Annotated in this window: 13 protein-coding genes; 12 read left to right on the top strand and 1 reads right to left on the bottom strand. The window is 45.8% G+C overall.

What is annotated here, in order from left to right; translation table 11 throughout:
• Positions 1 to 90 precede the first annotated feature (90 nt).
• From HB364_RS31940 to HB364_RS31885, 12 genes are all read left to right on the top strand, one after another.
• Positions 91 to 1,743, top strand: a complete 1,653-nt coding sequence (locus HB364_RS31940; RefSeq protein WP_167292519.1) for an alpha-L-fucosidase — start codon at positions 91 to 93, stop codon at positions 1,741 to 1,743.
• A gap of 244 nt (positions 1,744 to 1,987) precedes the next feature.
• Positions 1,988 to 4,843, top strand: coding sequence for a glycoside hydrolase family 31 protein (locus tag HB364_RS31935; RefSeq protein ID WP_167292518.1), 2,856 nt, complete (start codon positions 1,988 to 1,990; stop codon positions 4,841 to 4,843).
• Positions 4,844 to 4,862: 19 nt separating this feature from the next.
• Positions 4,863 to 8,051 (top strand): SusC/RagA family TonB-linked outer membrane protein, encoded by a 3,189-nt coding sequence (locus HB364_RS31930; RefSeq protein WP_167292517.1) that lies wholly within the window; start codon positions 4,863 to 4,865, stop codon positions 8,049 to 8,051.
• A gap of 11 nt (positions 8,052 to 8,062) precedes the next feature.
• The gene (locus HB364_RS31925) at positions 8,063 to 9,634 is read left to right on the top strand and encodes a RagB/SusD family nutrient uptake outer membrane protein (RefSeq protein WP_167292516.1); all 1,572 of its coding nucleotides are present in this window, start codon (positions 8,063 to 8,065) and stop codon (positions 9,632 to 9,634) included.
• A gap of 22 nt (positions 9,635 to 9,656) precedes the next feature.
• Entirely contained in the window at positions 9,657 to 10,841 is a 1,185-nt protein-coding gene (locus tag HB364_RS31920) for a glycan-binding surface protein (protein ID WP_167292515.1), read from the top strand.
• Positions 10,842 to 10,863: 22 nt separating this feature from the next.
• Positions 10,864 to 12,330, top strand: coding sequence for a cellulase family glycosylhydrolase (locus HB364_RS31915; RefSeq protein WP_208420171.1), 1,467 nt, complete (start codon positions 10,864 to 10,866; stop codon positions 12,328 to 12,330).
• A gap of 100 nt (positions 12,331 to 12,430) precedes the next feature.
• Positions 12,431 to 15,580 carry a T9SS type A sorting domain-containing protein gene (locus HB364_RS31910; protein ID WP_167292514.1) on the top strand — a complete coding sequence of 1,050 codons (3,150 nt, stop codon included), beginning with the start codon at positions 12,431 to 12,433 and terminating at the stop codon, positions 15,578 to 15,580.
• Between the two features lie 218 nt (positions 15,581 to 15,798).
• Positions 15,799 to 18,189: a glycoside hydrolase family 31 protein gene (locus HB364_RS31905; protein ID WP_167292513.1), complete on the top strand. Its 2,391-nt coding sequence runs from the start codon at positions 15,799 to 15,801 to the stop codon at positions 18,187 to 18,189.
• 102 nt (positions 18,190 to 18,291) lie between these two features.
• Positions 18,292 to 20,238: a glycoside hydrolase family 97 protein gene (locus HB364_RS31900; protein ID WP_167292512.1), complete on the top strand. Its 1,947-nt coding sequence runs from the start codon at positions 18,292 to 18,294 to the stop codon at positions 20,236 to 20,238.
• 17 nt (positions 20,239 to 20,255) lie between these two features.
• A complete protein-coding gene (locus tag HB364_RS31895) occupies positions 20,256 to 21,863 on the top strand; it encodes a GH39 family glycosyl hydrolase (protein WP_167292511.1) in 1,608 nt (535 codons plus the stop codon).
• A gap of 68 nt (positions 21,864 to 21,931) precedes the next feature.
• Positions 21,932 to 24,028, top strand: coding sequence for a beta-galactosidase (locus tag HB364_RS31890; RefSeq protein ID WP_208420170.1), 2,097 nt, complete (start codon positions 21,932 to 21,934; stop codon positions 24,026 to 24,028).
• Positions 24,029 to 24,127: 99 nt separating this feature from the next.
• Entirely contained in the window at positions 24,128 to 25,645 is a 1,518-nt protein-coding gene (locus HB364_RS31885; protein ID WP_167292510.1) for a family 43 glycosylhydrolase, read from the top strand.
• Positions 25,646 to 25,762: 117 nt separating this feature from the next.
• Here the strand turns inward: HB364_RS31885 and HB364_RS31880 are convergent, their stop codons facing one another.
• On the bottom strand, positions 25,763 to 25,903 hold the full coding sequence (locus HB364_RS31880; RefSeq protein ID WP_167292509.1) for a hypothetical protein: 141 nt from the start codon (positions 25,901 to 25,903) through the stop codon (positions 25,763 to 25,765).
• Between the last annotated feature and the right edge of the window lie 42 nt (positions 25,904 to 25,945).

Below are 25,945 nucleotides of genomic sequence, written 5' to 3'. Positions count from 1 at the left end.
TGTACAAAACAAAGTCTTTTTAGTGTATTGACAACGAAAGCCCGCAGGATAAATTTGTATTAGGTAATTCAACTCCATTAACTGCTAAAAATGAAGCGAAGAACATTGATCAAAGGAATGGCCGCCACTTTGCCATCGTTGTGGTTATCACGGGCATTGGGTAATAATTTCTTTGAGGAGCCTTTTACAGGTGAGCCAATTGCAAAAGGGCCATTCAAACCCACATGGGAATCGTTACAGCATTATAAAACACCTGAGTGGTTTCGTGATGCCAAGTTTGGCATGTGGGCACACTGGGGACCGCAATGTGAACCCGAAGCTGGCGACTGGTATGCGAGAAACATGTACGGGGAAGGATCAGGGCAATATAAAATCCATCTTGAAAAATACGGGCATCCTTCAAAGTTTGGATTTAAAGACGTGATCAACGAATGGAAGGCGGAAAATTGGGATCCTGAAGAATTAGTGAGTTTGTATAAAAATGCGGGTGCACAGTATTTTATGGCAATGGCCAATCACCACGACAATTTTGATTTGTATGATAGCAAGTATCAAAAGCATTGGAACGCTACCAAAATTGGCCCTAAAAAAGATTTGATTGGCGGTTGGGCAAAAGCGGCAAGAAACAATGGACTTCCGTTCGGCGTGAGTGTTCATGCATCACACGCATGGATCTGGTATGAGTTGGCGCAAGGTGCAGATAAAACCGGACAGTTTGCAGGTATCCCTTATGATGGAAAACTTACAAAAGCAGATGGCAAAGGAAAGTGGTGGGAAGGATTGGACCCGCAAGAGCTATATGCACAAAATCATCCGTTGAGCCCCGGCCAGTTAAAGGGTAATTTCACCGAGCAATGGGATTGGGGCAATGGTGTATATCCACCCGGCAAAGCCTACATTGAAAAGTTTTATAACCGCACTATAGACCTCATCAACAAATATGATCCCGACGTAGTTTATTTCGACGATGACCAGCTTCCGTTCTGGCCTGTTAGTGATGCAGGCTTGCGCATTGCTGCTCATTTGTACAATAAAAGCATTAAAGAACAGGGAGAGCTTCGGGCAGTACTCAACGGAAAAATGTTAAATGAGGACCAACGCAAGGCCATGGTATGGGATATTGAAAGAGGGCAGGCCAACGATATTCAACCGCTGCCCTGGCAAACGGATACCTGCATTGGCGGCTGGCACTATGCCCGTGGAATTTATGAACACAATGGCTACAAAACAGCAAAAACAGTGATTCAATCCCTGGTTGATATTGTGAGCAAAAATGGCAACTTAATGTTGAATATACCTGTGCGTGGTGATGGCTCCATCGATGAAAAAGAAAGAAAGATCGTTGAAGAAATAGGTGCATGGATGAAAGTAAACAGCGAAAGCATTTATGGCACACGACCATGGAAAATATTTGGTGAAGGACCTGCACAGGAGGCAAAACTTAGTGATAAAGGTTTTAATGAAGGGAAAGGAAAGCCATTTACGCATGAAGATATTCGCTTTAATGTGAAAGGCGATGTGCTTTATGCAACTGCAATGGGTTGGCCGCAGGATGGGAAACTTGCTATAAAAAACCTGGCAATCAACAGCACGCATTTTCCGAAAGAAATTCAAAAAGTGGAATGGGTACCAACAAGGCAATCATTAACCTTCGAAAGGACTGAGAAGGGGTTGGTCGTTACGCTGCCGGCAAAAAATGCTGATGAACTGACGCATGCAAATGTGATAAGGATCCTTTCATAGGGCCTTGTCAGGTTCATCGTTTAGGTACAAGACCTCCGGTTTCCACCGGAGGCTATTGGCATTAAAGCCTTATCGGACTTTTCCCAACAATCCGTTAATGGCCGATGATGTCGGGTTGTTCAATAATCTTCACTGAAAATCAGTTCTTTGCAACATTCATTACCCTACTATGAAACATTCAACTCCCCTGTTTCAAAGGGCATAACAATAGTTTTACAGCATTCAATAATCATTGTATTGCTGTATGAAATTACGACTACTATTGTTTAGTTTGCTGAGTTCTGCGCTGTTGAATGTTTTGTTGGCAGCACCGCCGTCCTATATTACTACTCCCAACGGTGTAATTGTTTTCACCGATCCCCTCGTTACAGGTACATCAAATGCAGTTAAGCTGGAAGTGATTGCCGACAACATCATCAGGGTGATGGCGGCCCCAGGGAAAGAAATGGCCTCCACGCAAAGCCTTGTCACTGTTTACAGTAAAAGACCTGGTCTTTCCTGGAATGTCATTCCCTCCAAAGAAAGCGTAACACTAAAAACAAAAAACCTTACCGCTGTTGTAGACCTTAAAACAGGCGCCGTTTCTTTCAGGGACCAGAAAGGTGAAAAAATACTGAATGAAAAACAACCGTTGGGGCGACATTTTCAGCCTGCAGTGTTTGATGGCAAACGGCATTACACACTTACCCAGGCATTTCAAACCACAGCCAGTGATGCATGGTATGGCCTGGGACAGCACCAGGACGGCATCATCAACTACAGGGGGCAGCAGGTTACTTTCTTCCAGAACAATACAGAAGTGGCCGTTCCTTTTCTGATCTCCAATAAAAACTATGGTATTCTGTGGGATAATTATTCCCTGACCAGGGCAGGGGATGTGAGGCCGCTTCATCCGCTGGCCGACCTGCAGCTCTTTTCAAAAAAAGGAGTGGCTGGTTGGCTTACAACATCGTATGCCAATGATAAGCGCAAACCGCAGGAAATAATTACTGAAAGAGCGGAAGCAGCGATCAATATGGAGTTCCTGGGCGACTCAAAGAACCAGCTTCCCGGCGAGTTTACACCCGCCACCGGGGTGGTAACCTGGGAAGGCAGCCTGGCCAGTTATCTTTCAGGCCTTCATCAGTTCCGTTTCACATTTGGCGGTTCGCTGAAAGTTTGGCTCGATGGTAAACTTGTGCTGGACCATTGGCGCAAAGCATGGAACCCGGCGCCTGCATTGATCCCCTTCCAATTCAAAAAAGGAGAAAAAATACCTGTTAGAATTGAATGGACACCCGAAGGCGGCGAATCCTATCTTTCCCTGAAATGGCAGGAGCCCTTGACTGTGGCAGAGCAAAACAGCTTTGGTTTTTGCTCTGAAGCCGGTCAGCAGATTGATTATTATTTCATCTATGGCAATAACATGGATGAGGTGATCGGCGGTTACAGAACCCTTACCGGTAAAGCGCCTATTGTGCCAAAATGGGCCCTCGGTTTCTGGCAAAGCAGGGAACGATACAAAACGCAGGATGAGATCTTGTCGACTGTTGATGAATTTCGGAAAAGAAAAATTCCCATTGACAATATTGTATTAGACTGGAGCTACTGGAAAGAAGCCGGGTGGGGCAGCCAGGAATTTGATGAAACCCGTTTCCCCAACCCCGATAGCATGATCAATGTGCTGCACAAAAAGTACAACACGCAGATCATGATCTCGGTATGGCCGAAATTCTATGAAGGCATTTCCACTTACAACGAATTTGACAGGAACGGCTGGCTGTATAAAAGGAACATTGCTGACAGGCAAAGAGACTGGATCGGCAAGGGCTATGTTTCCACATTCTATGATGCCTTTAATGAAAATGCACGGAAAGGTTTCTGGGACCTGATCAACAAAAAGATATACAGTAAAGGAATTGATGCCTGGTGGATGGATGCAAGCGAACCCGATATTCTTTCCAACGTTGATCCTGGAAAAAGAAAGTCGCAAATGACGCCTACTGCATTAGGCAGCGCAGCCGAATACCTGAATGCTTATCCTTTACAAAATGCAAAAGGGATCTACGAAGGACAGCGTTCAACAGACCCCAACAGGCGGGTGTTCTTATTGACCCGTTCCGGTTTTGCAGGTTCTCAGCGCTATGCGGCAGCTATATGGAGCGGTGATATCGGGTCCACCTGGCGTGATATGAAAAACCAGATAGCAGCGGGTGTTAATTTCTCCCTGTCAGGATTGCCTTACTGGACCATGGATATCGGTGGTTTTGTAGTGCCGGAAAAATTTGAAAGACCGGATGCCGCAAACCTGGAAGAGTGGCGGGAGCTGAATACACGCTGGTACCAGTTTGGCGCATTTGTGCCTTTATTCCGTTCGCATGGACAGTTCCCTTACCGGGAGATATTCAACATGGCTCCTGAAACACATCACGCTTACCAGAGCTTTCTCTATTACGATCAACTGCGTTACCGTTTAATGCCTTACATCTATTCATTGGCCGGCGCAGCTTATCATGAAAACTACACCATCATGCGTGGGTTGGCGATGGACTTTGCAAAAGATACAGCCGTATTGAACATAGGCGATCAATACCTGTTCGGTCCTTCTTTGCTAGTAAATCCTGTGTATGAATACAGGCAAACCAAACGGGCGTTGTATTTGCCGGCATCTGCAGGCTGGTACGACCTCTATTCGGGAAAATGGTATGCGGCCGGTCAAAAAATCATGGCTGATGCACCGTATGAACGTATGCCTGTCTTTGTAAAAGCAGGTTCTATCATTCCTTTCGGGCCGGCGCTACAATACACGGCAGAAAAACCGGCTGACACCATTACATTGAACGTTTACACCGGCGCCGATGCATCTTTCAACCTGTATGAAGATGAAGGGACCAATTACAACTACGAAAAAGGTGCTTTCTCGATCATTCCTGTAAAATACAGTGAAGCCACAAAGTCAGTGACCGTTGGCGATCGCAAAGGGTCGTTTACTGGAATGCTGCTGAAAAGAACGTTGCGTATCAACTTCATTACACCCGGTCAGGCGAAGCAGTTGGACTTTGAAGCGGGGTACAATAAAGAAGTGATGTATGAAGGAAAGAAACTGACGATAAGAATGTAGTCAAGCTAAACACACACATATGAAATCAACCAAAACGATTCGTTTGCGACTATTGCTGCTATGGTCTTTTTGCTGTTGCCTGCTCATTACTTTGAATAGCAGTGCACAGGAAAGGGCCGGCACGAAAAAGATCACCGGTAAAATAACGGCTTCCCCGCAAAACAAGCCTTTGCAGGATGCCCTCATTTTTATTACTGGTACCACTACCAGCACCACTTCCGACGTCAATGGCCGCTTTGCCATTGAAGCTAAAGAAGGTGATGTGCTGATAATAAGCATGATTGGCTACCTCCAGAAAGAGGTGAAGGTAGGTAAGAGCAATACGCTCGAAGTGAGATTGGAAGAAAATGACATAAAAATGGAAGATGTGGTCGTAATAGGTTACGGTAAATCAAAACGTAAAGACCTCACCGGGTCTATCTCTTCTGTAACCGGTGAAGAATTGCGAAAAACACAACCGGTAACTTTCGACCAGGCCCTGCAGGGTAAAGTGCCGGGAGTGGTAGTACAGCAGGTTTCCGGGCAACCGGGAGGCGCTGTGTCAATACAGATCCGCGGTTTATCTTCCTTCAATAATAACCCACCTTTATATGTGATCGACGGAGTGATCGTTGGCGGCGCTGCCAATACGAGCGGCGGCTCTAACCCGCTGGCAAGTATCAATCCTTCCGAAATAGAAAGCATAGATGTATTAAAAGATGCATCGGCCACAGCTATCTATGGCTCGCAGGCTACCAATGGGGTTATTATTATAACCACTAAAAGGGGGCAGGCCGGTGTCCCCAGGATTACCTACGACTTTTATGCAGGAAGACAGCAATTGCCGGATTATTATCCAACCATGAACCTGCGTGAGTATGCCGGCTTCATGAACGAAAAAAGCGCTGTTATCGGGTACGACCTGCGGCCACAGTTTGCCAATCCGCAATACCTCGGTGAAGGCACCAACTGGCAAAAAGCATTATTCAGGAATGCGCCCATGCAAAATCATACCCTCACCGTGAGTGGCGGCGACAACCGTACCCAGTACCTGCTGTCCGGTTCTTATTTCCGCCAGGAAGGTATTGCACTGGGATCAGATTTTGGCAGGACCTCCGTAAGGTTGAACCTTGATAATAAAACCACCAGCTGGCTGAAGATCGGTACCAGTTTGCAACTCGCGCACATTACTGAAAAAGTAACGACTTCAAGTTCGGGCGTTATTTCAATGGCGCTGAATCAAACCCCTGATGTAAATGTGCAGAATGCCGACGGCAGCTGGGGCGGTAATGATCCGAACATTTACGGTGCTTATGCACTCAATCCTTTTGCCATAGCCCTGATCACCAAAAATGATAAAAAAAGAAACCAGCTATTCGGCAATGCCTATGCCGAAATAGCTTTTACCCGCGACCTCTCGCTCCGGAATGAAGTATCCGGCAGTTTTGATTTTGGAACCCAGGATCAATTTACGCCTACCTATACCATCGGCAGCATCGTGAACAAAGTAAATAGTTCAACCTATTCGTACGGCCAAAACTATTATACAACACTCAGGAACTATTTAACCTATAACCGCTTTTTCAGCAACAAATACAATGTAAATGCTTTGCTGGGGCATGAAGCGCAGGTAAGCACTTTTGAAGAAGTATCGGCTACCCGTAAAAATTTCCCTTCGAACAATGTGCAGGCTATTAACAGTGGCGATGCCACAACCGCTACCAATTCGGGCAATAAGGGGCACAGCGCACAGGAGTCGTATTTCGGGCGCCTTAATTTTGGTTATAACGACAGGTACCTGTTTACCGCCAATGTGCGGGCAGATGGTTCTTCAAAATTTGCGGCCGGTAATCGCTGGGTTACCACTTATTCAGGGGCCTTTGCCTGGAAAATAAACAATGAAGACTTTTTTAAACAGTTGACCTTTTTTAATGAACTGAAGCTCAGGATAGGGTATGGGCTTACCAATAACCAGAGTATCAGCGATTACGCCTACGCCTCTACACTCATCACAAGTGCAAATGGTTTATCGGGTGTGGCGCAGCTTACGGCCAATTTGCCCAACCCGTTGGTACGATGGGAAAAAACAAAATATGCCAACATAGGGTTGGATGGTACATTATTTAACCAGCGGATCAATTTCTCAGTAGATTTTTACGATCGCAGGACCGACGGCCTTTTGCTTAGCCTGCCGCTGCCGCTGTATTCTGGAACAGTTCCTTCTACCGGCTGGAATCCCGGAGCACTCGCTGCCCCCTATAAAAACATCGGGGCTGTGAGCAACAAAGGGTTCGATTTCAGGATCAGCTCGGTGAATATAAAAAGCAAAAACTTTACCTGGAAATCGGATATAACTGTATCGCATAATACCAACAAAATACTGACGCTGAATGCCGAGGGTGCAGCCTTGTATGGTTACTATGGAACGGCTATTGCCGCCAAGTCGATGGTTGGCCGTTCGATTGGCGAGTTTTGGGGTTACCAAACCGATGGATTATTTACTGATGCCGGTGATTTTAAAACTCACCCGGCTATACCGGTGAACCCTACAACAGGGGTAAAAATTCCCATCACACCCACTACAGGCGGTGTTTGGCTGGGCGATGTGAAATTTCGTGACCTGAACGGCGATTCAGTGATCGACCAACGTGATCAAACCTTTTTGGGAACGCCGATCCCCAAATTCCAGATAGGCTTTAACAATACTTTTTCTTATAAAAACTTTGACCTCAATATTTTTCTTAGCGCCAATGTGGGCAACAAAGTAATGAACAGCATGCGGATCAATGGCGATAATCCCAACCAGAACTTTGGGTATTTCAGATCGGTGCTCAATTATGCCAAACTCGGCATGAGAGACCCGAACGGATCGGCCACCGATGTAAACAACGTATATGTGACCAATCCAGGTACCAGCATAGAAAGGATAAGCCAGAGCAGCGGTAATGATAACAATCGCCTGTCCGACCGGTTTATCGAAGACGGTTCGTTTATCAGGTGTAAGAACATTTCACTCGGTTATACCCTGCCGCAGCAGCTGCTGACGAAAGTACGCATGAGTTCGTTACGGGTATATGTGAATGTAACCAATGCCTTCATCATTAAGAAATACAGCGGGGTAGATCCTGAAATTGGGTCGTGGAACCCCTTGCTGGCGGGTGTAGACGCTGGTTTTTATCCGCAACCCCGCGTGTTTACAATAGGCGCAAACCTGGCTTTAACGAAGTAAAAGAAAATTATATGAAATTAATATATAGAATCATTATACCGCTGCTGTTTGTACTGGTGTGTACATCCGGTTGCCAAAAAAGTTTTCTCGATCGTCCGTCTTTATCACAGATCACTTCGGATAACTTTTACCAATCCACTTCCGATCTGAGGCTGGCCACCGCAGCATTATATGGTGGCGCTACCTGGTTCGACTATAATTCTTTTCCATACCTCGGGGTAGGCGACGTATTAAGCGGCAATCTGCTGCAGCCATACAATCCCGACCTGGTGCAATTCACCACCTTCTCCATTACGGGTGATAATGGCCAATTGGCCGGTACCTGGCGCAGTTTTTACAAGATCGTAGGTCAATGCAATGTTACCATCAAGGCCATCAGGGATAAAGCGCCGGCCACTATACCGGCGAAAGACATAAATGCCGCACTGGCCGAAGCCAGGTTCGTCAGGGCTACTGTTTACTTTCACCTCGTACAGTTATGGGGGGCAGTACCTATTATAGAAGACAACACCAAGCTGATAGACTCGCCGTTGCTGCGCCGGAATATTGTGTCGGACGTATATAAATTCATTGCTTCCGATCTAACCTTTGCGGCGAAAAACCTGCCGGCTTCAGATGCAGCAGGCAGGGTAACCACCTGGTCGGCGCAGGGCATGCTCAGCAAAATATACCTCACCTGGGCCGGCCTTAACCAGAACATGACCCGAAACCAGGCTTTATTAGACAGTGCTAAATTATACGCCGGTAATGTTTGCAACAAAAGCGGTTTATCACTGCTGTCCAGCTATTATAATCTTTTCAGAACGCAGTATAACAATAGCCAGGAATCGCTTTTTGCATTGCAATGGGCGCCTGGTGTAGGTTATGGGTTAGGCAATGCACTGCAGGCGCAGTTTGCACCCAGCGGCGACCTGGTAACCGGCGGTGGTGGCTGGGGGGGCGCCATAGGCCCCACTTACGACCTGTATACTTTATATACACAACAGGATTCCGTCCGGCGTAAAGCATCTTTTATGCTTACAGGGGACTTTTACCCTGAACTGAATGCTGCCGGTGGCGGATACAGGGCAACCTCATGTAACCTTAAAAAGCATGTAGTTGGCACTGCTGCGGATAACAACTCACCCACGATGGATCTTTGGTCGTCTATTGAGCACAATGCCCTGCTGCGCCTGGCTGATGTATATCTTGTATATGCCGAAGCTATTCTTGGTAATAACGCTTCTACCACCGATGCAGAGGCACTGAAATATTTTAATAAAGTGCGTACCAGGGCAGGGGTTGATCCGGCGCCGTTGCTCGATGCCGACACCCTTTTCAGGGAAAGAAGAATTGAACTGGTATACGAAAGCCAGTTCTGGTTCGACCTGGTAAGACTTTCCTACTACAACCCGCAAAAAGCTATTGATGCCCTCAAAAATCAAAAGCGGCAATTGTTTACCTACAGCAATGGTATTGCTACGCCAACGCCTTACAACGTAGCGATTACGCCGCCAACCATCTATACGTTTACGCTGCCCATACCAGCTACTGAGCTCACGGCCGATCCGAAACTATCTGAACCACCGGTAGCCTATTATTGATGTAACTATTAAACGATCAAAAATGAAAAAGATATTATACAGCTTAGCTGTTGCCTATATATTGCTGTGCGCTTGTAAAAAAGATACATCGAACAGCCCTGTTATTACAGGTGTACGCAATTTTTCACCGGCGCCTGGCGATTCTGTACTCAATAGTCTGGAGCCGGGTCAGTGGGTAGTGCTGCTGGGCCATAGCTTAAAAGGAGCTACCCAAATAGCTTTCAATGGAGTGCCTGCCTCTTTTAACAGCGCTTTGTTTTCCGATACCAGCGCAGCGGTGCAGGTGCCCTCGGTAATACCCTTCCCTTCAGTACCAGCCGAACAGCTCAATACCATCCGCTATGTGACGCCGGAGGGCGCCACTACCTTTACATTTAAAATAGCAGCCCCGGCGCCTACCATCACTTCCGTTTCCAACGAAAACGCCAATGAAGGAGATTCGGTTCGTATATACGGCCTTAACTTCTTTTTTATTAAAAGCATCAGCTTTGCGGGCACAGCAGTTACCGCCTATGCAGGAACTACAGACGGAACTTCGGTAGGTTTTAAATTGCCGGCATTGACCCAAAGCGGCCCGGTGATCATCACCACCCAGTCGGGTGCAGACACCACTGTATACAATGTGAATGATGTAACTACCGGCGTGCTGTGCAATTTTGATGACCTGAACCCATATAGCTGGGGAGCCACCAGCACCAGTAACAGCAGCAGTCTTTTTACGGGTAACAGGGGTTATTATGCCATTATGACCGATCCTGTTTTGAATGCCAATGAATGGAGCTGGTGGAATGGCGGCCGGAGTATCAATACCAATGGCGTGCAATGGGTGCCGGTCGATAGCCTGAATGCGCCTGTAGGAAGCTATGCGTTCAAGTTTGAAGTGAATGTGCCTGCTGCCTGGAATGGCGGGTCAATCTTTGTTGTAAAAGATTATAGTACTGCTTATGTGGGTCGCTATGAGCCCTGGAAAGATGCCAATGGAAATACCTCCAATTTTTCCACAGCAGGTTGGACAACGGTAACAATCCCGTTATCCTTATTTCTCACCAATAATGGAACCGGTACACCTGCGGCTTCATTAAAAGATCTGTTAGGTAATTCAGGTTCCGGCAGTGTGCACATCTGGCTGATCAATAATTCCCCGTCGCCCACCGCAACCGGGTTCAATGCTGCTTTCGATAACATCAGGGTGGTAAAAATTCAATGACATAATAGCTAAATGTACATCTATGAAGACTGAAAAAATGAACATTAGTAAATGCGCATATTGGGGTTTGTTAATGACGGTGCTGTTGTACGCATCTTGTAATAAAAAGGCGGCTGTTGCTGCACCGCAGCTATCCGTATCTCCAACTGAGGTTTCATTTACTCCGGATGGCGGTATTACAGATCTGACGATCAACGGAAATGCACAATGGACCATCGGCGACGCTGCTACCTCTTGGTTACAATTCAGTAAAACAACGGGAAGCAGCGGCAGTAGCACTATCCGGTTAACAGCGTTGGCTAATAGCACCGGTGCATCCCGCTCCACCATATTGACGGTAAGTGCTACGAACGGCCAGGCCCGGAGAGTTACCGTCTCGCAGTCCAGCTACATTTATCCCTCGTATAATACCTCGCCCAAAGCGCCTGATTCCACAGGGATGAGTACCGCTGTGCAACTGGCTGCCAAATTCAAATTAGGATGGAACATTGGGAATACATTGGAAGCTACCGGCGGAGAAACAAGCTGGGGCAACCCCCTGATCACCGAGTCGTATGTAAAATCTGTAAAGCAATTAGGTTTTACTGCTATTCGCTTACCCTGTGCATGGGATATTCATATTGACAACAAAGGCACTGCACACATAGATCAAAATTGGCTTAACAGGGTAAAAGAGGTTGTTGGTTATTGTGTAAATAATGGCATGTATGTTATGCTGAATATTCATTGGGATGGCGGCTGGCTGGAAAATAACATCACTAAACTGAAGCAGGATTCTGTCAATGCCAAACAAAAAGCATTATGGGAGCAAATCGCAACCGGCATGCGCGACTTTGATGAGCATCTCATGCTGGCCAGCGCTAATGAACCGGCTGCTGATAATGCGGAGAAGGTGGCTGTTCTGGCATCATACCACCAGACCTTCGTTACTGCCGTTCGTGCTACAGGTGGAAGGAACAGCCACCGCGTTCTTATTGTTCAGGGCCCAAACACAAACCCGGGATTGACATTTGATCTGATGAACACACTTCCCATAGATCCTACAGCCAACCGCCTCATGGTGGAAGTGCATAATTATTTGCCATCACAGTTTTGTTTCCTTAACCAGGACGTGAGCTGGGGTAAAATGGCTTACTACTGGGGCAATGGGTATCATTCAACCATTGAACCTGATCGTAACGCTACCTACGGAGAAGAGAACGACCAAATTGCTGACTACAATAAGATGAAAACAAAATTTGTGGATAAAGGGATCCCGGTTATCATGGGCGAGTATGGCGCTTACAGGCGTGATGGTTCCGCCAATGTTCCCAAAGAGCTGGCCCTCCATAACGCCTCCGTGGACTATTGGATAAACTTTACAACGAAAGAAGCATTGGCACGCGGAATAAAACCTTTCTGGTGGGATACGGGTGGTGCTCTTGACAGGCGGAATAATACAGTAAAAGATCAGCGTACGATTGACGCTCTTTTGGCAGGGGCCAAATAGAGATATTTTGATAAACTTAAATGATCTAAACTTTATGAAAACAAAATTACTGGTACCCTGTAAACAAAAGGTTATACTACTTTTTGTTACCGGACTTTTTATGTCCTTTAAAATGTTCGCTCAAACCTCCGGCTATGTCTATAAGCATGCACCTATTGGCGGTGGCGGATTTGTGACCGGCATCGTTACCCACAAAACAACCGGCGACCGATATTGCCGCACCGATGTGGGCGGCGCTTACCGCTGGGATGCCGCCAACAACAAATGGGTTCAGCTGCTCGATTGGCTTGACGATTCACAAGGTGACCTTTATGGAGTTGAGGCCCTGGCGCTTGATCCGCAGAATGCCAATAATGTGTATATGCTCTGCGGAACCAATTACGTTGGCACAGGGAAGTCGGCTATATTAAAGTCCACCGATAAAGGAAATACTTTTACTTATACAGACCTTACCAATACGTTTAAAGTGCATGGAAATGGAAGTGGGCGCGGTAACGGTGAACGATTGGCAGTTGACCCCAAAAATAGTAATATATTATTCTGTGGCACAAGGGCGAACGGATTGTGGAAGAGTACAGATGCAGGCGTAACCTGGAGCCAGACCTGGAGCGGTGTAACTACCACAACCAACGGCAATGGGATTTGTTTCGTGCTTTTTGACCCTTCAAGCAGCGTAGTGAATGGAGCAAGTCAAACCATTTACATCGGTGTTTCCCGCACCGGAGGGGCGACTCTCTACAGGAGTACAAACGGGGGCGCCAGCTTTACCGACATTTCTCCAACCAACAGTTTTATGCCGCACCGGGCCGCCCTGCAGGGAACCACGATGTATGTTACCTATGCGAATGGTGAAGGTCCAAATTTAGGCGAAGGATCCGGAAAGGTATATAAGCTCAACACTTCTACAGGTGTGTGGACCAACGTTACACCTGTTCATTCGAAGGATTATTCCTACGGAGGCGTAAGTATCGACCCTACGAATGTTAACCGGGTGATCGTTTCCACCAATGGCATGTACTGGAACAACCAGTTTGGTACCGGCTGGGGCGACTTCGTTTTCCTCACTACCGATGGCGGATCGACCTGGACCCTTAAGAATGATGGTGCGACCGCTACCTATGATCCTAACGGCATGGGATGGTCTACCGGGGGCGCGATTAACTGGATGGACTGTATCGAGTTTGACCAGGCTAATGTTAACAGGGTGCGCGTAATAGGCGGAGGCGGCATATATACCTGTCCTGATATTACCGCCACGAATACTACCTGGAAATATGATGTGACCGGCATTGAAGAAACAGCATTGCTCGACATAACAAGCATTCCCGGAGGTTCGGTTATCTCCTCTTTTGGCGACGTAACAGGCTTTGTGCATGAGCCGCTGACTGCTATTCCGCAGGCAAGACTTTCTCCTACAGATGGGAATAATCAGAGCATTGCTTATGCGGCCGGCAACACAAACAGGGTCGTAAGAGCTTCTAACGGTGGAAACGTTGTTTACTATTCCAACGATAAGGGCGCTACATGGACGGGATGCGCCACTAATATGGGTACAGATGGAAAGGTTTCCATCAGCGCCGATGGAGGCACTATCCTGCACTGCCCCTGGGAGTCAACAACTACCTACTATACCACCAACAACGGAGCCAGTTGGACGGCCTGTTCGGGTGTATCCGTACAATACGCTGCTCCGGTGGCTGACCAGGTAAATTCAAATTATTTCTACATATTCTCGCCGAGAACCGGGGAGCTATTCAGAAGCACCAATAAGGGAGTCAGTTTCTCCCTAGCAGGCACGCCGGGCGCATCAACCGCGAATTATCCATGGGAACCAGCCCAGATGAGGACAGTGTCGGGCTTTGAAGGTCATGTGTGGGTACCGCTTTTCAACAATGGATTAAAATATTCAACCAACGCCGGAGTAGCTTATACGACTGTTGCCAATGTAACTTATTGCAAAGCGGTGGGTATAGGAATAGCGATGCCCGGAGCCAGCTATCCTACTGTTTTCATTTGGGGAACAGTGTCAGGCGTAACAGGCCTATTCAGATCAACAGATCAGGGTGCTACCTGGCTCAAATTAAATGATGACGCCCATCAGTTCGCAGGCGCGCCATTGCTCGCCGGAGACATGAACGTTGCGGGAAGGGTATATATGAGCGCCGGCGGAGGAAGAGGTTTAATTTACTGGGAGCCTGCCGCCTGTACGCCTTCTACCATTACCCCGTACGTACAGCTTAATGGCGGAAGCTGGCAGCAGACAGCCAGTGGTACTTTAGCTGCAGGTGGCAGCGTGCTGTTTGGCCCTCAGCCTGTGCAGGGAGGATCGTGGAGCTGGAGCGGTCCGAATAATTTTACTGCTACTACGCGTGAAGCAGGCATTTCAAATATCCAGGTGAACCAGGCAGGGAACTATGTGGCCACGTACACCAATAGCGGAGGATGCCAAAGCACGCAGACCTTTAACTTAACCGTGACCGGCTCTATACTGAGACAATGGTGGACAGGGATCAGCGGAACTGCAATTAGTAGCCTGACCTCCAATTCCAATTATCCAAACAATCCTACGGGTAGCGGGCAGCTCACCAGCCTCGAAGCCCCCACAAACTGGGCGGATAACTATGGGACCAGGATCCGCGGATATATCCATCCAACTGCAAGTGGAAGCTACACTTTCTGGCTCGCGGGAGATGATAACACGGAGCTATACCTGAGCACCAGCGACAACCCGGCCAATGCATCAAGGATAGCCTACGTGAACGGATGGACGAATTCGAGAGAATGGAATAAGTACAGCACACAGCAGTCTGCTACCATTAACCTGGTTGCCGGACAGAAATACTACATCGAAGTGCTTCACAAGGAAGCTACCGGTGGAGACAATATAGCGGTAGCCTGGCAGGGTCCCGGCATTACACAACAGGTAATCGCCGGAAACTATCTCTCACCGTTCATTCCCGGATCTTCGGGCGCCAGACTATCAACGCAGGTGAACACGAACACTATCAATGAGGATGCTATTAGCCTATATCCGAATCCGTCAAACGGAGGAAGGTTTACGATCCTTCTTCCCCAAATGTCAGAAAATGCGGTCATAACAGTTTATGATAACCTCGGCAGAAAGCTTTACGTAAAGAATGCGCAGGGCGGTAATAAGATACAGATCAATTCAAGGCTTAAGGCAGGGTTTTACATTGTGAAGATAAAGTCGAAAGGAGTTAGTTTCATTAAGAAGCTCATTGTTAATTAAGAACTCCTGCACCAGCTATAGGCAAGAGTAAATAAACAGTATCGGAATTGAACTATTGACAGGATTTATTTCACGCAGAGAAGAGAGTTGACAGAGAGAATGATCTCCATCAACTCTCTTCTTTGCATTCTGCAATGATTTTTAGTTTCACGAAGATTGCTGTGAAACTCGATATGAGGTAAGAAATAATTTATTTAAGCAAAACTAAAACCTCGGTAATGATTAAATGGAGCACCTTTTTGTTGTTGTTAACTGCTTTCTCCATTAGTAACAGTAGTAATGCACAATCCTTTCAAAAAACAGATCTTGGAATTAAAGCAATAATCAATTCGACTGCGATCGAAGTTCAATATTATAGCCCTTCAACTGTAAGAGTACTGAAATCTCCCGATGGTCGCCCTTTCACTAAAGAAAGTCTTTCCGTTATCAGGAAGCCGCAAAGAACAGCATTCAATGTTAAACAGCAGGGTGATTTGGTAAACTTAAGAACCACAACACTCAACGTTACGCTTAACCTGAAAACCGGTGACATAATTTATGCAACGGTAAATGGTGAATCACTGCTGAAGGAAAAACAAAACGGCGTAAAGTTTACACCATTCAATGATGCAGGCAATAATACATTAACCGTTCAGCAATCATTTGTGTTAGACAGCGATGAACCCATTTATGGCCTTGGTCAACAGCAGGAAGGCAGGATGAGTCAGCGCAACGTAACGCTGAACATGGTGCAGGGAAACCTTGATGATTACATTCCTTTTTTTCAATCGGTAAAAGGCTATGGCATTTTTTGGGACAATTATTCTCCCACGGTGTTTACTGATAATTCAGAAGGCACATCATTTAAATCGGATGTTGGAGATGGGGTTGATTATTATTTCGTGTACGGTGGTAATGCCGATGGTGTGATTGCACGCATGCGCGAATTGACCGGGCAGGCGCCCATGTTCCCATTGTGGACCTATGGCTTTTGGCAAAGTAAAGAAAGGTATAAAAGCCAGGATGAATTAGTGGATGTAGTAAAGCAATACCGCAAGCTTGGTGTTCCGCTCGATGGTATTATACAGGACTGGCAATATTGGGGAAGTAACTATTTGTGGAATGCAATGGACTTTTTAAATCCTGAATTTCCCGACCCGCAAAAGATGGTGAACGATGTTCACAATATGAATGCACACATGATCATTTCTATCTGGAATTCGTTTGGTCCTCATACAAAGCAATACAAAGACCTGGATAAGATAGGGGCGTTGATGAATTTTAAAACATGGCCGGAATCAGGTTCTGAAAAATGGCCGGTAAGACGTGATTATCCTTCGGGTGTTCGTGTATATGATCCCTACAATCCTGCTGCCCGTGATATTTACTGGAATTATTTGAAACAAATGTTTGCACTCGGGTTGGATGGCTGGTGGATGGATTCATCGGAACCGGATCATCTTGATCCCAAACAGTCGGATTTTGATAATAAAACTTATCTGGGAACATTCAGGAAAGTTCGCAATGCCTTTCCGTTGATGACTGTGGGAGGCGTATCAACGCATCAACGTGCCGTTGATTCCGGCAAGCGAGTGTTTATTCTCACGCGGTCGGTTTTTGCCGGTCAGCAACGGTATGGAGCCAATACATGGTCGGGCGATGTAACTTCATCGTGGAATGCATTAAGGAGCCAGATTTCTGCCGGCTTGAATTTTTCACTTACCGGTATACCTTATTGGAATACCGATATCGGAGGATTCTTTTTATCGGGGTTCAAAAGAAAATTAGAAGACCCCGAGTATCGCGAATTATATGTTCGCTGGATGCAGTTTGGCGCTTTCACTCCCATGATGCGTTCGCATGGCGCAGATGCACCAAGAGAAATTTATCAATTCGGACAGAAGGGAACCAAATATTACGATGCCATTGAAAAATACATCAACCTGCGCTATCATTTATTGCCTTATATCTATTCCACATCATGGGATGTAACAGTCAACCAGTCGAGCATGATGCGCGCTCTAATGATGGATTTTCCAAAAGACAAAAATGCTTTGGATATTAACGATGAATATATGTTTGGCAAATCCCTGTTGGTAAGCCCTGTTACCAACGCGATGTATGTGAAGCCCGGTGTGAGCGAAAAAGAAACAATACAGGTAGAAGACTTCAGCACAATCAGGTCAAAAGAAACCTATTTGCCTGCAGGCGCCGAATGGTATGATTTCTGGACTGCTGAAAAATTTTCCGGCGGTAATAAAGTAAGCAGGCAAACGCCGCTCGACATCATTCCGCTTTATGTGAAAGCAGGTTCCATCATTCCCGTCGGACCTTCCGTTCAGTATGCAGCAGAAAAAAAGTGGGACAACCTGGAAATAAGAGTTTACCCCGGCGCAAACGGAAAATTCGTTTTGTACGAAGACGAGAATGATAATTACAATTACGAGAGAGGGGTTTATTCAACGATCACTTTCACCTGGGATGATGCGAAGAAGACTTTAATCATCGGCGATAGAAGTGGTTCGTTTCCGGGAATGCTTAACGAAAGAAAATTCAACATTGTGATCGCAACCAACCAAACAAACAAGGTAGTCACCTATACAGGAAAAAAAGCGGTCATAAAATTTTAAGCAGCAAATGAACCCGATGCCCTGGCCAGCTATTATCCACCCGAACAACTCAAAAATAAAATCAAAGTGCTACCAGCACTATAATAATTCTTAAAGAATAAGATGAAAACGAAAATAATCGTAACTGCTTGTGTCCTGTTTTGTCTTTCACTTCCGGCCTATCTTCCGGCGCAACAGGTTGCTAAACTGGAAAGTCCTGACAAATCTATCGTATTAACTGTATTCTTACCAACTTCAGGTGAAATTCAATACACGATACAAAAGTCTGGTGTTAACGTCATTCACCCTTCGGCTTTAGGAGTGATGATGAAGGGGCATGATTTTACACAAGGCATGAAACCGGTCATGATATCAAAGCCGGAACGTATAACAAACAGCTACCAAACGAAGAATGCAAAAAAAAGCAGCATTCGTTACCAGACCAATCAATTGGTAATGTCTTTTGCTAATGAAGAAGGGAAAAAAATGGATATCATTTTCCGGTTATCCAACGACGGGGCGGCTTTCCGCTATTCTTTTTCCTGGATAAACAATAATGAAACGATAGTTAAAGAACATTCCTCCTTTGCATTTGACAATAAAACAAGGGCCTGGTTGCAACCCATGAGTGAAGCAAAAACAGGTTGGCAGCATTGTCATCCCTCTTATGAAGAACATTATTTGCAGGACATTCCTGCTGGCACGGTATCGCCGTTAAAGTCAGGTTGGGTATACCCTGCTTTATTTAAAACAAATAATACATGGGTATTGATCACCGAAGCAGCACTTGATGGCACTTATTGCGGCACAAGATTGATCAATGATTCTGCCTCGGCTGTTTATTCAATCGGCTTTGCCGATCCGAGAGAAGTGTTTACAGGCGGTGGCTATTTACCGCAAAACAATAAGCCGTGGCTTACACCCTGGCGTATTATAACAATGGGAAGTTTAAAAACAATTGCAGAATCAACTTTGGGTACCGATCTGGCGCCGGCGGCAGTGTTGAAGGATGTCTCTTTTGTAAAACCGGGAAAAGCCAGTTGGAGTTGGATCAATAGCAAGGATGACAACATCACTTTCAATGAACAAAAAAAATATATTGACTATGCGTATGACATGCGCTGGCAATATTGCCTCATAGATGCAGACTGGGATACAAAGATCGGCTATGATAAGATTGCTGAGCTGTCAGCGTATGCAAATCAAAAGAATGTTGCATTGTTATTGTGGTACAATTCTGCAGGTGACTGGAACACCGTTAAGTATCATCCTAAAGATGTATTGCTTACGAAGGAAGGAAGGGAAAAGGAATTCAGCCGGCTGCAGGCAATGGGCATTAAAGGTGTAAAGATCGATTTCTTCGGTGGAGATGGCCAGAGCATGATCCAATACTACATTGACATTTTGAATGATGCGGCAAAATATAAGCTCCTTGTAAACTTTCATGGCGCTACATTGCCAAGAGGATGGCAAAAAACATATCCGCATCTTATGACAGCAGAAGCCATTTATGGAATGGAGATGGTAACATTTGACCAGGCTGCAGCCGATAAGCAAGCCAACCATTGCGCCATGTTGCCGTTCACCAGGAACGCATTCGACCCGATGGATTTTACACCTATGAATCTTACGGGGCTTACCTCGTCTAATTGTATCAGGAAAACCACTCCTGCCTTCGAACTGGCCCTTTCGGTATTATTTTTATCCGGCATACAACATTACGCCCAGGCGCCGGAAGGAATGGTGCAGGTGCCCGATGAGGTGAAAGCGTTTTTAAGAAAGCTTCCTGGCAACTGGGACGATGTAAAATTTTTAGAAGGCTATCCGGGAAAATATGCTGTCATTGCCAGGCGAAGCGGCAATCGGTGGTACATCGCAGGTATCAATGGAGATATAAATGAGAAGAAATTAAATCTTGACATTGCCTCATTTAAGAAAAGCAAGGCAATGCTGTTCACAGACGGTAACAACAGTGAATTGTTTTCAAAAGCCATGCTGAATGCAGCAAAGCAAAAAAAATGTGATATTACGCTGAATGCAAATAGTGGATTTGTAATGGTACTTGAATGATTTTAAAACAAAATATCATGAGTAAAAGAAAGTTCTTGTTATTAGCAATCTATATTTTTTCCATTTCAATAAAACTAACTGCTCAAAGTGCTAAAACTTCAAAACAAAATAAGCCTTCGGTTCAGGAAAGGGTAATCAATGTTGATTTTAGTAAAGCATCAGGTACTTTGGATGCCTTCTTTAAAGAATGCGTAGGTGCAGGCAGGGCGAATGAAGGATTGCGGGCCGATTGGCAGCAGCAACTGGCGTATGTAAAAAAAGAATGTGGTTTCAGGTACATCCGCATGCACGGGCTTTTAACAGATGACATGGCCGTTTACAAAGAGGATAAAAATGGAAATCCGGAATACAACTTCATGTATGTCGATGTGCTGTTTGACTTCCTGCACAGTATTGGAATGAAACCCTTTGTTGAGTTGGGATTCATGCCCGGGGCGCTTGCCAGCGGTCCTCAAACCATCTTCTGGTGGCGGGGCAACGTAACGCCCCCGAAAGATTACGAAAAATGGGCAGCATTGGTCCGCACCCTTACCCAACATTTTACAGAGCGGTACGGTGAGGAGGAAGTAAAGACCTGGTACTTTGAAGTATGGAATGAGCCCAATCTCTCACCCGGGTTCTGGACAGGAACACAGGAAGATTATTTCAAACTATACAAATACGCTGCACTGGCAGTTAAAAGTGTAAACAAAAATTACCGTGTTGGCGGACCGGGGACGGCAGGCGCGGCCTGGGAACCGGAAATGATAGCGTATTGCCATAATAATAATGTTCCCATTGATTTTATCAGCACACACGCTTATGGTGTTAAGCAAGGATTTTTAGATGAATACGGACAAGGAGGAACGGTGCTCGATAAAAATCCGATGAGTGTGAGCGGCGATGTACTTCAATCAAGAAAGGAGATTGAAACATCGCTCATGCCAAATTTAGAATTGCATTATACCGAATGGAGCGCATCCTATACGCCGGCAGATCCAATTCATGATAGTTACCACGAAGCTGCGTATGTGCTGCAAAAACTGAAGCAGGTCGGTAACGCTGCGAACTCCATGTCGTATTGGGTGTTTACCGACATTTTCGAAGAAGCAGGCCCTCGTTTTGAACCTTTTCATGGAGGCTTTGGGATGTTGAACACACAAGGCATTAACAAGCCGGTATTCTATGCCTACCAGTTCCTGAACCGGCTGGGCAATATTGAATTGGTGAATAAGGATTCTGCTTCATGGGCTTGCAAAGATGCAGAAGGAAATATTCAGGTACTGGCCTGGGATTTCACCCACACGCATCCCGGCGATTCAGTGCATAATCAGAAATATTACATCCAGGACCTGCCGTCAAAATCAAAAGGAAAGTTAAAGATCAATATGGCGAAAGTGCCTGAGGGTATGTATGCTGTTGAAGTGTATAAAATAGGGTATCGCGACAATGATGCCTGGTCCACGTATCTCTCCATGGGAAAGCCTGCGCAACTCACCAGGCAACAGGTAGAGCAAATAAAGAAACAAAACGATGGTTCTCCGGTTTCGAAGGAGGTCGTTACCGTAAAAAATGGCATTCCCTTTTCAAAAGAGCTGGACATCCGGGAGAACGATGTTTTCTTTTTGAATTTGATTAAATTGTAAAATGATATCAGCTATTAAAACACCTGTTATCATTGACTATAATTCCATTCTAATCACCTGGTCAAACTATGTACTATTTAAAGAAGAGTATATCGGTATTTTCTGTAATGCTGGGGATGGCTGTATTTACAGCAACATCACAGACACCCAACCGTTTTTTTCCTGACAAAGAACTTGTCACTACAGGTATTTATTACTACCCCGAGCACTGGAATGAAAGCCAGTGGGAACGGGATATCAGGAAAATTTCCGAAATGGATTTCGAATTTGTACACCTGGCCGAGTTTGCCTGGTTTAAAATGGAGCCAGCAGAAGGAGCCTATGATTTCGCCTGGTTGGACAAAGTAGTTGACCTTTGCGCTAAATATAATTTGAAGGTAGTAATGTGCACTCCTTCGGCCACCACACCGGTATGGATGCGCATAAAGTACCCGGAAACATTTATAATGGACGGTCATTATATCCGCGGTGAAAATGGTACTCGCGGGTTAGCTTCCATCACCAATCCGTCATACCGGCTATTTGTTGAAAAGATTGTGACAGAACTGGCTAAACGCTATGGAAAGAATAAGCATGTTACAGGATGGCAGATTGATAATGAACCTCCTGCAATTCCCGATTACAGTCCTTCATCACAGGAAACATTCAGGAAATGGTTAAAAAACAGGTATAAAACCATTCACGCTTTGAATGTTGCCTGGGGAGCAGCTTTCTGGAGCCAGTGGTTCAATAGTTTCGATGAAGTGATCATTCCCAATACCAGCCTTGTGGGATGGTGGGGAAACAACCCGCATGCTTTACTCGACTTTAAAAGGTACCTGGCAGACAGCCAGGCCGAATTCCTGGACTTTCAGGCTGGTATATTGCGATATTATATTTCTAAAGACCAATACATTACCACCAACTACACAGCCATCTCAACTGGCGCAGACGCAAGACGAACCCAAAAGCTTGACTTTGCAACCTATACTGCCTATCCTAATGGCGGCAGTGATAACATAGGCAAACTTGGGTTCAGGCTGGGAGACAGTAAAACAATCCTTTTTGCCTCGGAGTTTTACAAATCAGTGGGCGGTGTATCGGGGGTTATGGAAATTCAACCGGGTCCGGTTAACTGGGGAAGCTATAACCCGCTTCTGCTGCCGGGTACCGTTCGAATGTGGCTGTATCACAGCTTTGCTGCAGGCGGCAAACTGGCATGTTCTTACCGTTTCCGCCAGATTTTGTACAGCTCCGAGCAGTATCATGCCGGTATTATGCTTACTGATGGTGTAACTGCTTCACCGGGAGGTGAGGACTACATGCAGTTTATAAAAGAAATAAAAGGACTTCGCCAGCAATATAAGCCAGGTGCTAAAATGCCGGAAAAGCTTACTTCCAGGTCCACGGCTATTCTTTGGAACCTTGAAAATTACTGGACCATCGACAGGCAAAAACAAACCTGGCAATGGAATGCCTGGAACTATCCTGTTAAGTTCCTGGAAATAACAAAGGCATTAGGAGCACCCACAGACATTATTGCTGAATCAGCGGATCTTTCCAGGTACAAACTCCTGGTTGTACCCGCCTACGAACTGGCTGATTCAGCATTAGTGAAAAAATGGGAAAATTTTGTGATGAAAGGCGGTCATCTGATCATTACCTGCCGCACCGCTACCAAAGATCGCAATGGGCATTTCTGGGAGGGACCAATCGCAGCCCCTGTTTCAGGCCTGATCGGAGCCCGGGTGAAAGCAGTGGATATGCTTCCTCCAGGAAATAACGGTGATGTGCTTATGAATTCGTCGCATTACAAGTGGAACAACTGGGCTGATCTGCTGGAACCTGTAAAAAACACCGAAGTATTGGCTTCCTATGATAACCAATTCTATAAAGGCAAGGCTGCCGTGATAAAACGCAAAGCAGGGAAAGGTACCGTAACCTATATTGGCGTGGATACCGATGATTCGGACCTTGAAAAGGAAGTATTGAGAAGCTCCTACCAGGAAGCTGGCGCAACTACGGAAGATTATCCGGTGGGAGTGTATGTATACTGGCGTGACGGGTTCAATATTGCCGTCAACTATTCTTCTGAAAATTATGCAATGAACTTACCTGCCAAAGCTAAGATACTGGTTGGTGAACAGGTATTGAAACCTGCCGGAGTATTGGTATGGAGTGAATAATCCATACTACAAGCAATTGTGAGGCTATCGTAGCTAAAAAAATCGTTCCCCTATAAACAAGTGTTAGTTCTATAACAAAAACATACTCTGAAATACCTTATGAACAAAATAAAATGTTTATTGACTTTGATCTGCATTCAAACAGGACTATTGGTAAATGCACAGTATCAAACCACATCCCATAGCAAAGGTGCCGGTTTTTATACCAATCCAATTTTTGCAGGCGATTACCCCGATCCGAGTTTACTGCGCGATGGTGATGATTATTACATAGTGCATTCCTCTTTTGAGTACTACCCGGGCTTGTTGATCTGGCATTCGAAAGATTTGATCAACTGGAGGCCGGTTACCAATGCATTACACAAATACGTGGGTTCCGTATGGGCGCCCGACCTGGTGAAATACAACAATAAATACTACATCTATTTCCCGGCCAACAATACAAACTATGTAATTACAGCCAATTCAATGAAGGGACCCTGGAGCGACCCGGTAGACCTGAAAGTGGGTAATATTGACCCGGGACATATTGCAGACGCTGCAGGTAAACGGTATTTGTACTTTAGCAGCGGTGGTTATGTACCGCTGTCAGACGATGGGCTATCAGTGACAGGTGAATTCAAACACGTATACAGCGGCTGGCCAATTCCCCGCGAGTGGACAATTGAATGTTTTTGTATGGAAGGGCCAAAACTGGTTAAGCGGGGGGATTATTATTACCTGACAGTGGCGGAAGGCGGCACAGCCGGACCGGCCACAAGCCATATGATAATATCTGCACGTTCCAAATCGCCTTTAGGCCCATGGGAAAATTCGCCTTACAATCCTCTTTTGCGAACCAGTACCACCACCGAAAGATGGTGTTCTAAAGGGCATGGCACTTTATTCGAAGGCCCAAAAGGGCAATGGTGGATGGTTTTTCATGCCTACGAAAACGGGCATTATAACATGGGCCGTCAAACCCTCCTGCAACCCGTAGAATGGACAAAAGACGGATGGTTTAAAATGCCACAGGGAATAACCACCGCTCAACCGGTTAAAACACCTGCCGGTATGCCTTCCGGTCCTGTATTTACATTAAGTGATCACTTTGAAGGCAACACATTAAAACCACATTGGAAATTCTTTGGAGACTATGACACCAGCAGATTTCAGCTGATCGATAACAGCCTGGAGATGGCGTCGAAAGGACGTTCTGTGGGAGATTGTGCTCCATTGCTTTGTATTCCCTCGCATCATTCCTACCAGGCGGAAGTTGAGATGTTTATGGAAGGAGAGGCTACAGGTGGCCTGGTACTCTTCTACAATAACAGCGCGTATTCAGGTATATTGGCCAATAAAGAAAACATCCTGGCCAACCTTCGTGGCTGGCAATTCGAAGCCGAAAAAAAAGTAATACAAAGGCATGTATTCCTGCGCCTGATAAACAGGAACAATACAGTTGATATGTATTATAGTGTAGATGGCAAAAACTGGAATAAAATAGAAAGTTCACTGGAGGTGTCTGCATTACACCATAATGTGCTGGGTGGATTTTTAAGTTTACGGATAGGACTTTGTGCTATGGGGGAAGGGAAAGTGACGTTTAAGAACTTCACCTATATGGCAATAAACTAAAAGCGTGTACGAATATTAAACCAAGGACTAAAGAATCTTGTCCTGGGCACAAAGAAGGCCGTCTCTTTCTTTTGAGACGGCCTCCACTTCATAGGAATACCAGATTGATAAGAATGATTACTTTTCCTGTTTGCCATCGGTCACGGCCTGGCTCACAGCACCGGCCACCGTTCCGTAGGCTAAGCACCTGTCGCCTTTCCATATTTCTATGACAGGTTTACCTGTGCTCGCCCCCGAACCGTACTTACACGTCTCCATGTATACGGCTCTCCATTATTACCTTCAGTCTATTCCCCAGTA

This window comes from Paraflavitalea devenefica (genome assembly GCF_011759375.1).
Lineage (GTDB): Bacteria > Bacteroidota > Bacteroidia > Chitinophagales > Chitinophagaceae > Paraflavitalea > Paraflavitalea devenefica.
The sequence above is the reverse complement of the archived record's forward strand: the minus strand, read 5'-3'. Positions and strand labels throughout refer to the sequence as shown.

Excerpts from the sequence above, each read along its gene's own strand:
- HB364_RS31910 (WP_167292514.1), top strand. The coding sequence starts at position 12,431 with ATGTCCTTTAAAATGTTCGCTCAAACCTCCGGCTATGTCTATAAGCAT.
- HB364_RS31925 (WP_167292516.1), top strand. The coding sequence starts at position 8,063 with ATGAAATTAATATATAGAATCATTATACCGCTGCTGTTTGTACTGGTG.
- HB364_RS31890 (WP_208420170.1), top strand. The coding sequence starts at position 21,932 with ATGTACTATTTAAAGAAGAGTATATCGGTATTTTCTGTAATGCTGGGG.
- HB364_RS31880 (WP_167292509.1), bottom strand. The coding sequence starts at position 25,903 with ATGGAGACGTGTAAGTACGGTTCGGGGGCGAGCACAGGTAAACCTGTC.
- HB364_RS31920 (WP_167292515.1), top strand. The coding sequence starts at position 9,657 with ATGAAAAAGATATTATACAGCTTAGCTGTTGCCTATATATTGCTGTGC.
- HB364_RS31940 (WP_167292519.1), top strand. The coding sequence starts at position 91 with ATGAAGCGAAGAACATTGATCAAAGGAATGGCCGCCACTTTGCCATCG.
- HB364_RS31935 (WP_167292518.1), top strand. The coding sequence starts at position 1,988 with ATGAAATTACGACTACTATTGTTTAGTTTGCTGAGTTCTGCGCTGTTG.
- HB364_RS31895 (WP_167292511.1), top strand. The coding sequence starts at position 20,256 with ATGAGTAAAAGAAAGTTCTTGTTATTAGCAATCTATATTTTTTCCATT.
- HB364_RS31900 (WP_167292512.1), top strand. The coding sequence starts at position 18,292 with ATGAAAACGAAAATAATCGTAACTGCTTGTGTCCTGTTTTGTCTTTCA.
- HB364_RS31905 (WP_167292513.1), top strand. The coding sequence starts at position 15,799 with ATGATTAAATGGAGCACCTTTTTGTTGTTGTTAACTGCTTTCTCCATT.
- HB364_RS31885 (WP_167292510.1), top strand. The coding sequence starts at position 24,128 with ATGAACAAAATAAAATGTTTATTGACTTTGATCTGCATTCAAACAGGA.
- HB364_RS31930 (WP_167292517.1), top strand. The coding sequence starts at position 4,863 with ATGAAATCAACCAAAACGATTCGTTTGCGACTATTGCTGCTATGGTCT.
- HB364_RS31915 (WP_208420171.1), top strand. The coding sequence starts at position 10,864 with ATGAAGACTGAAAAAATGAACATTAGTAAATGCGCATATTGGGGTTTG.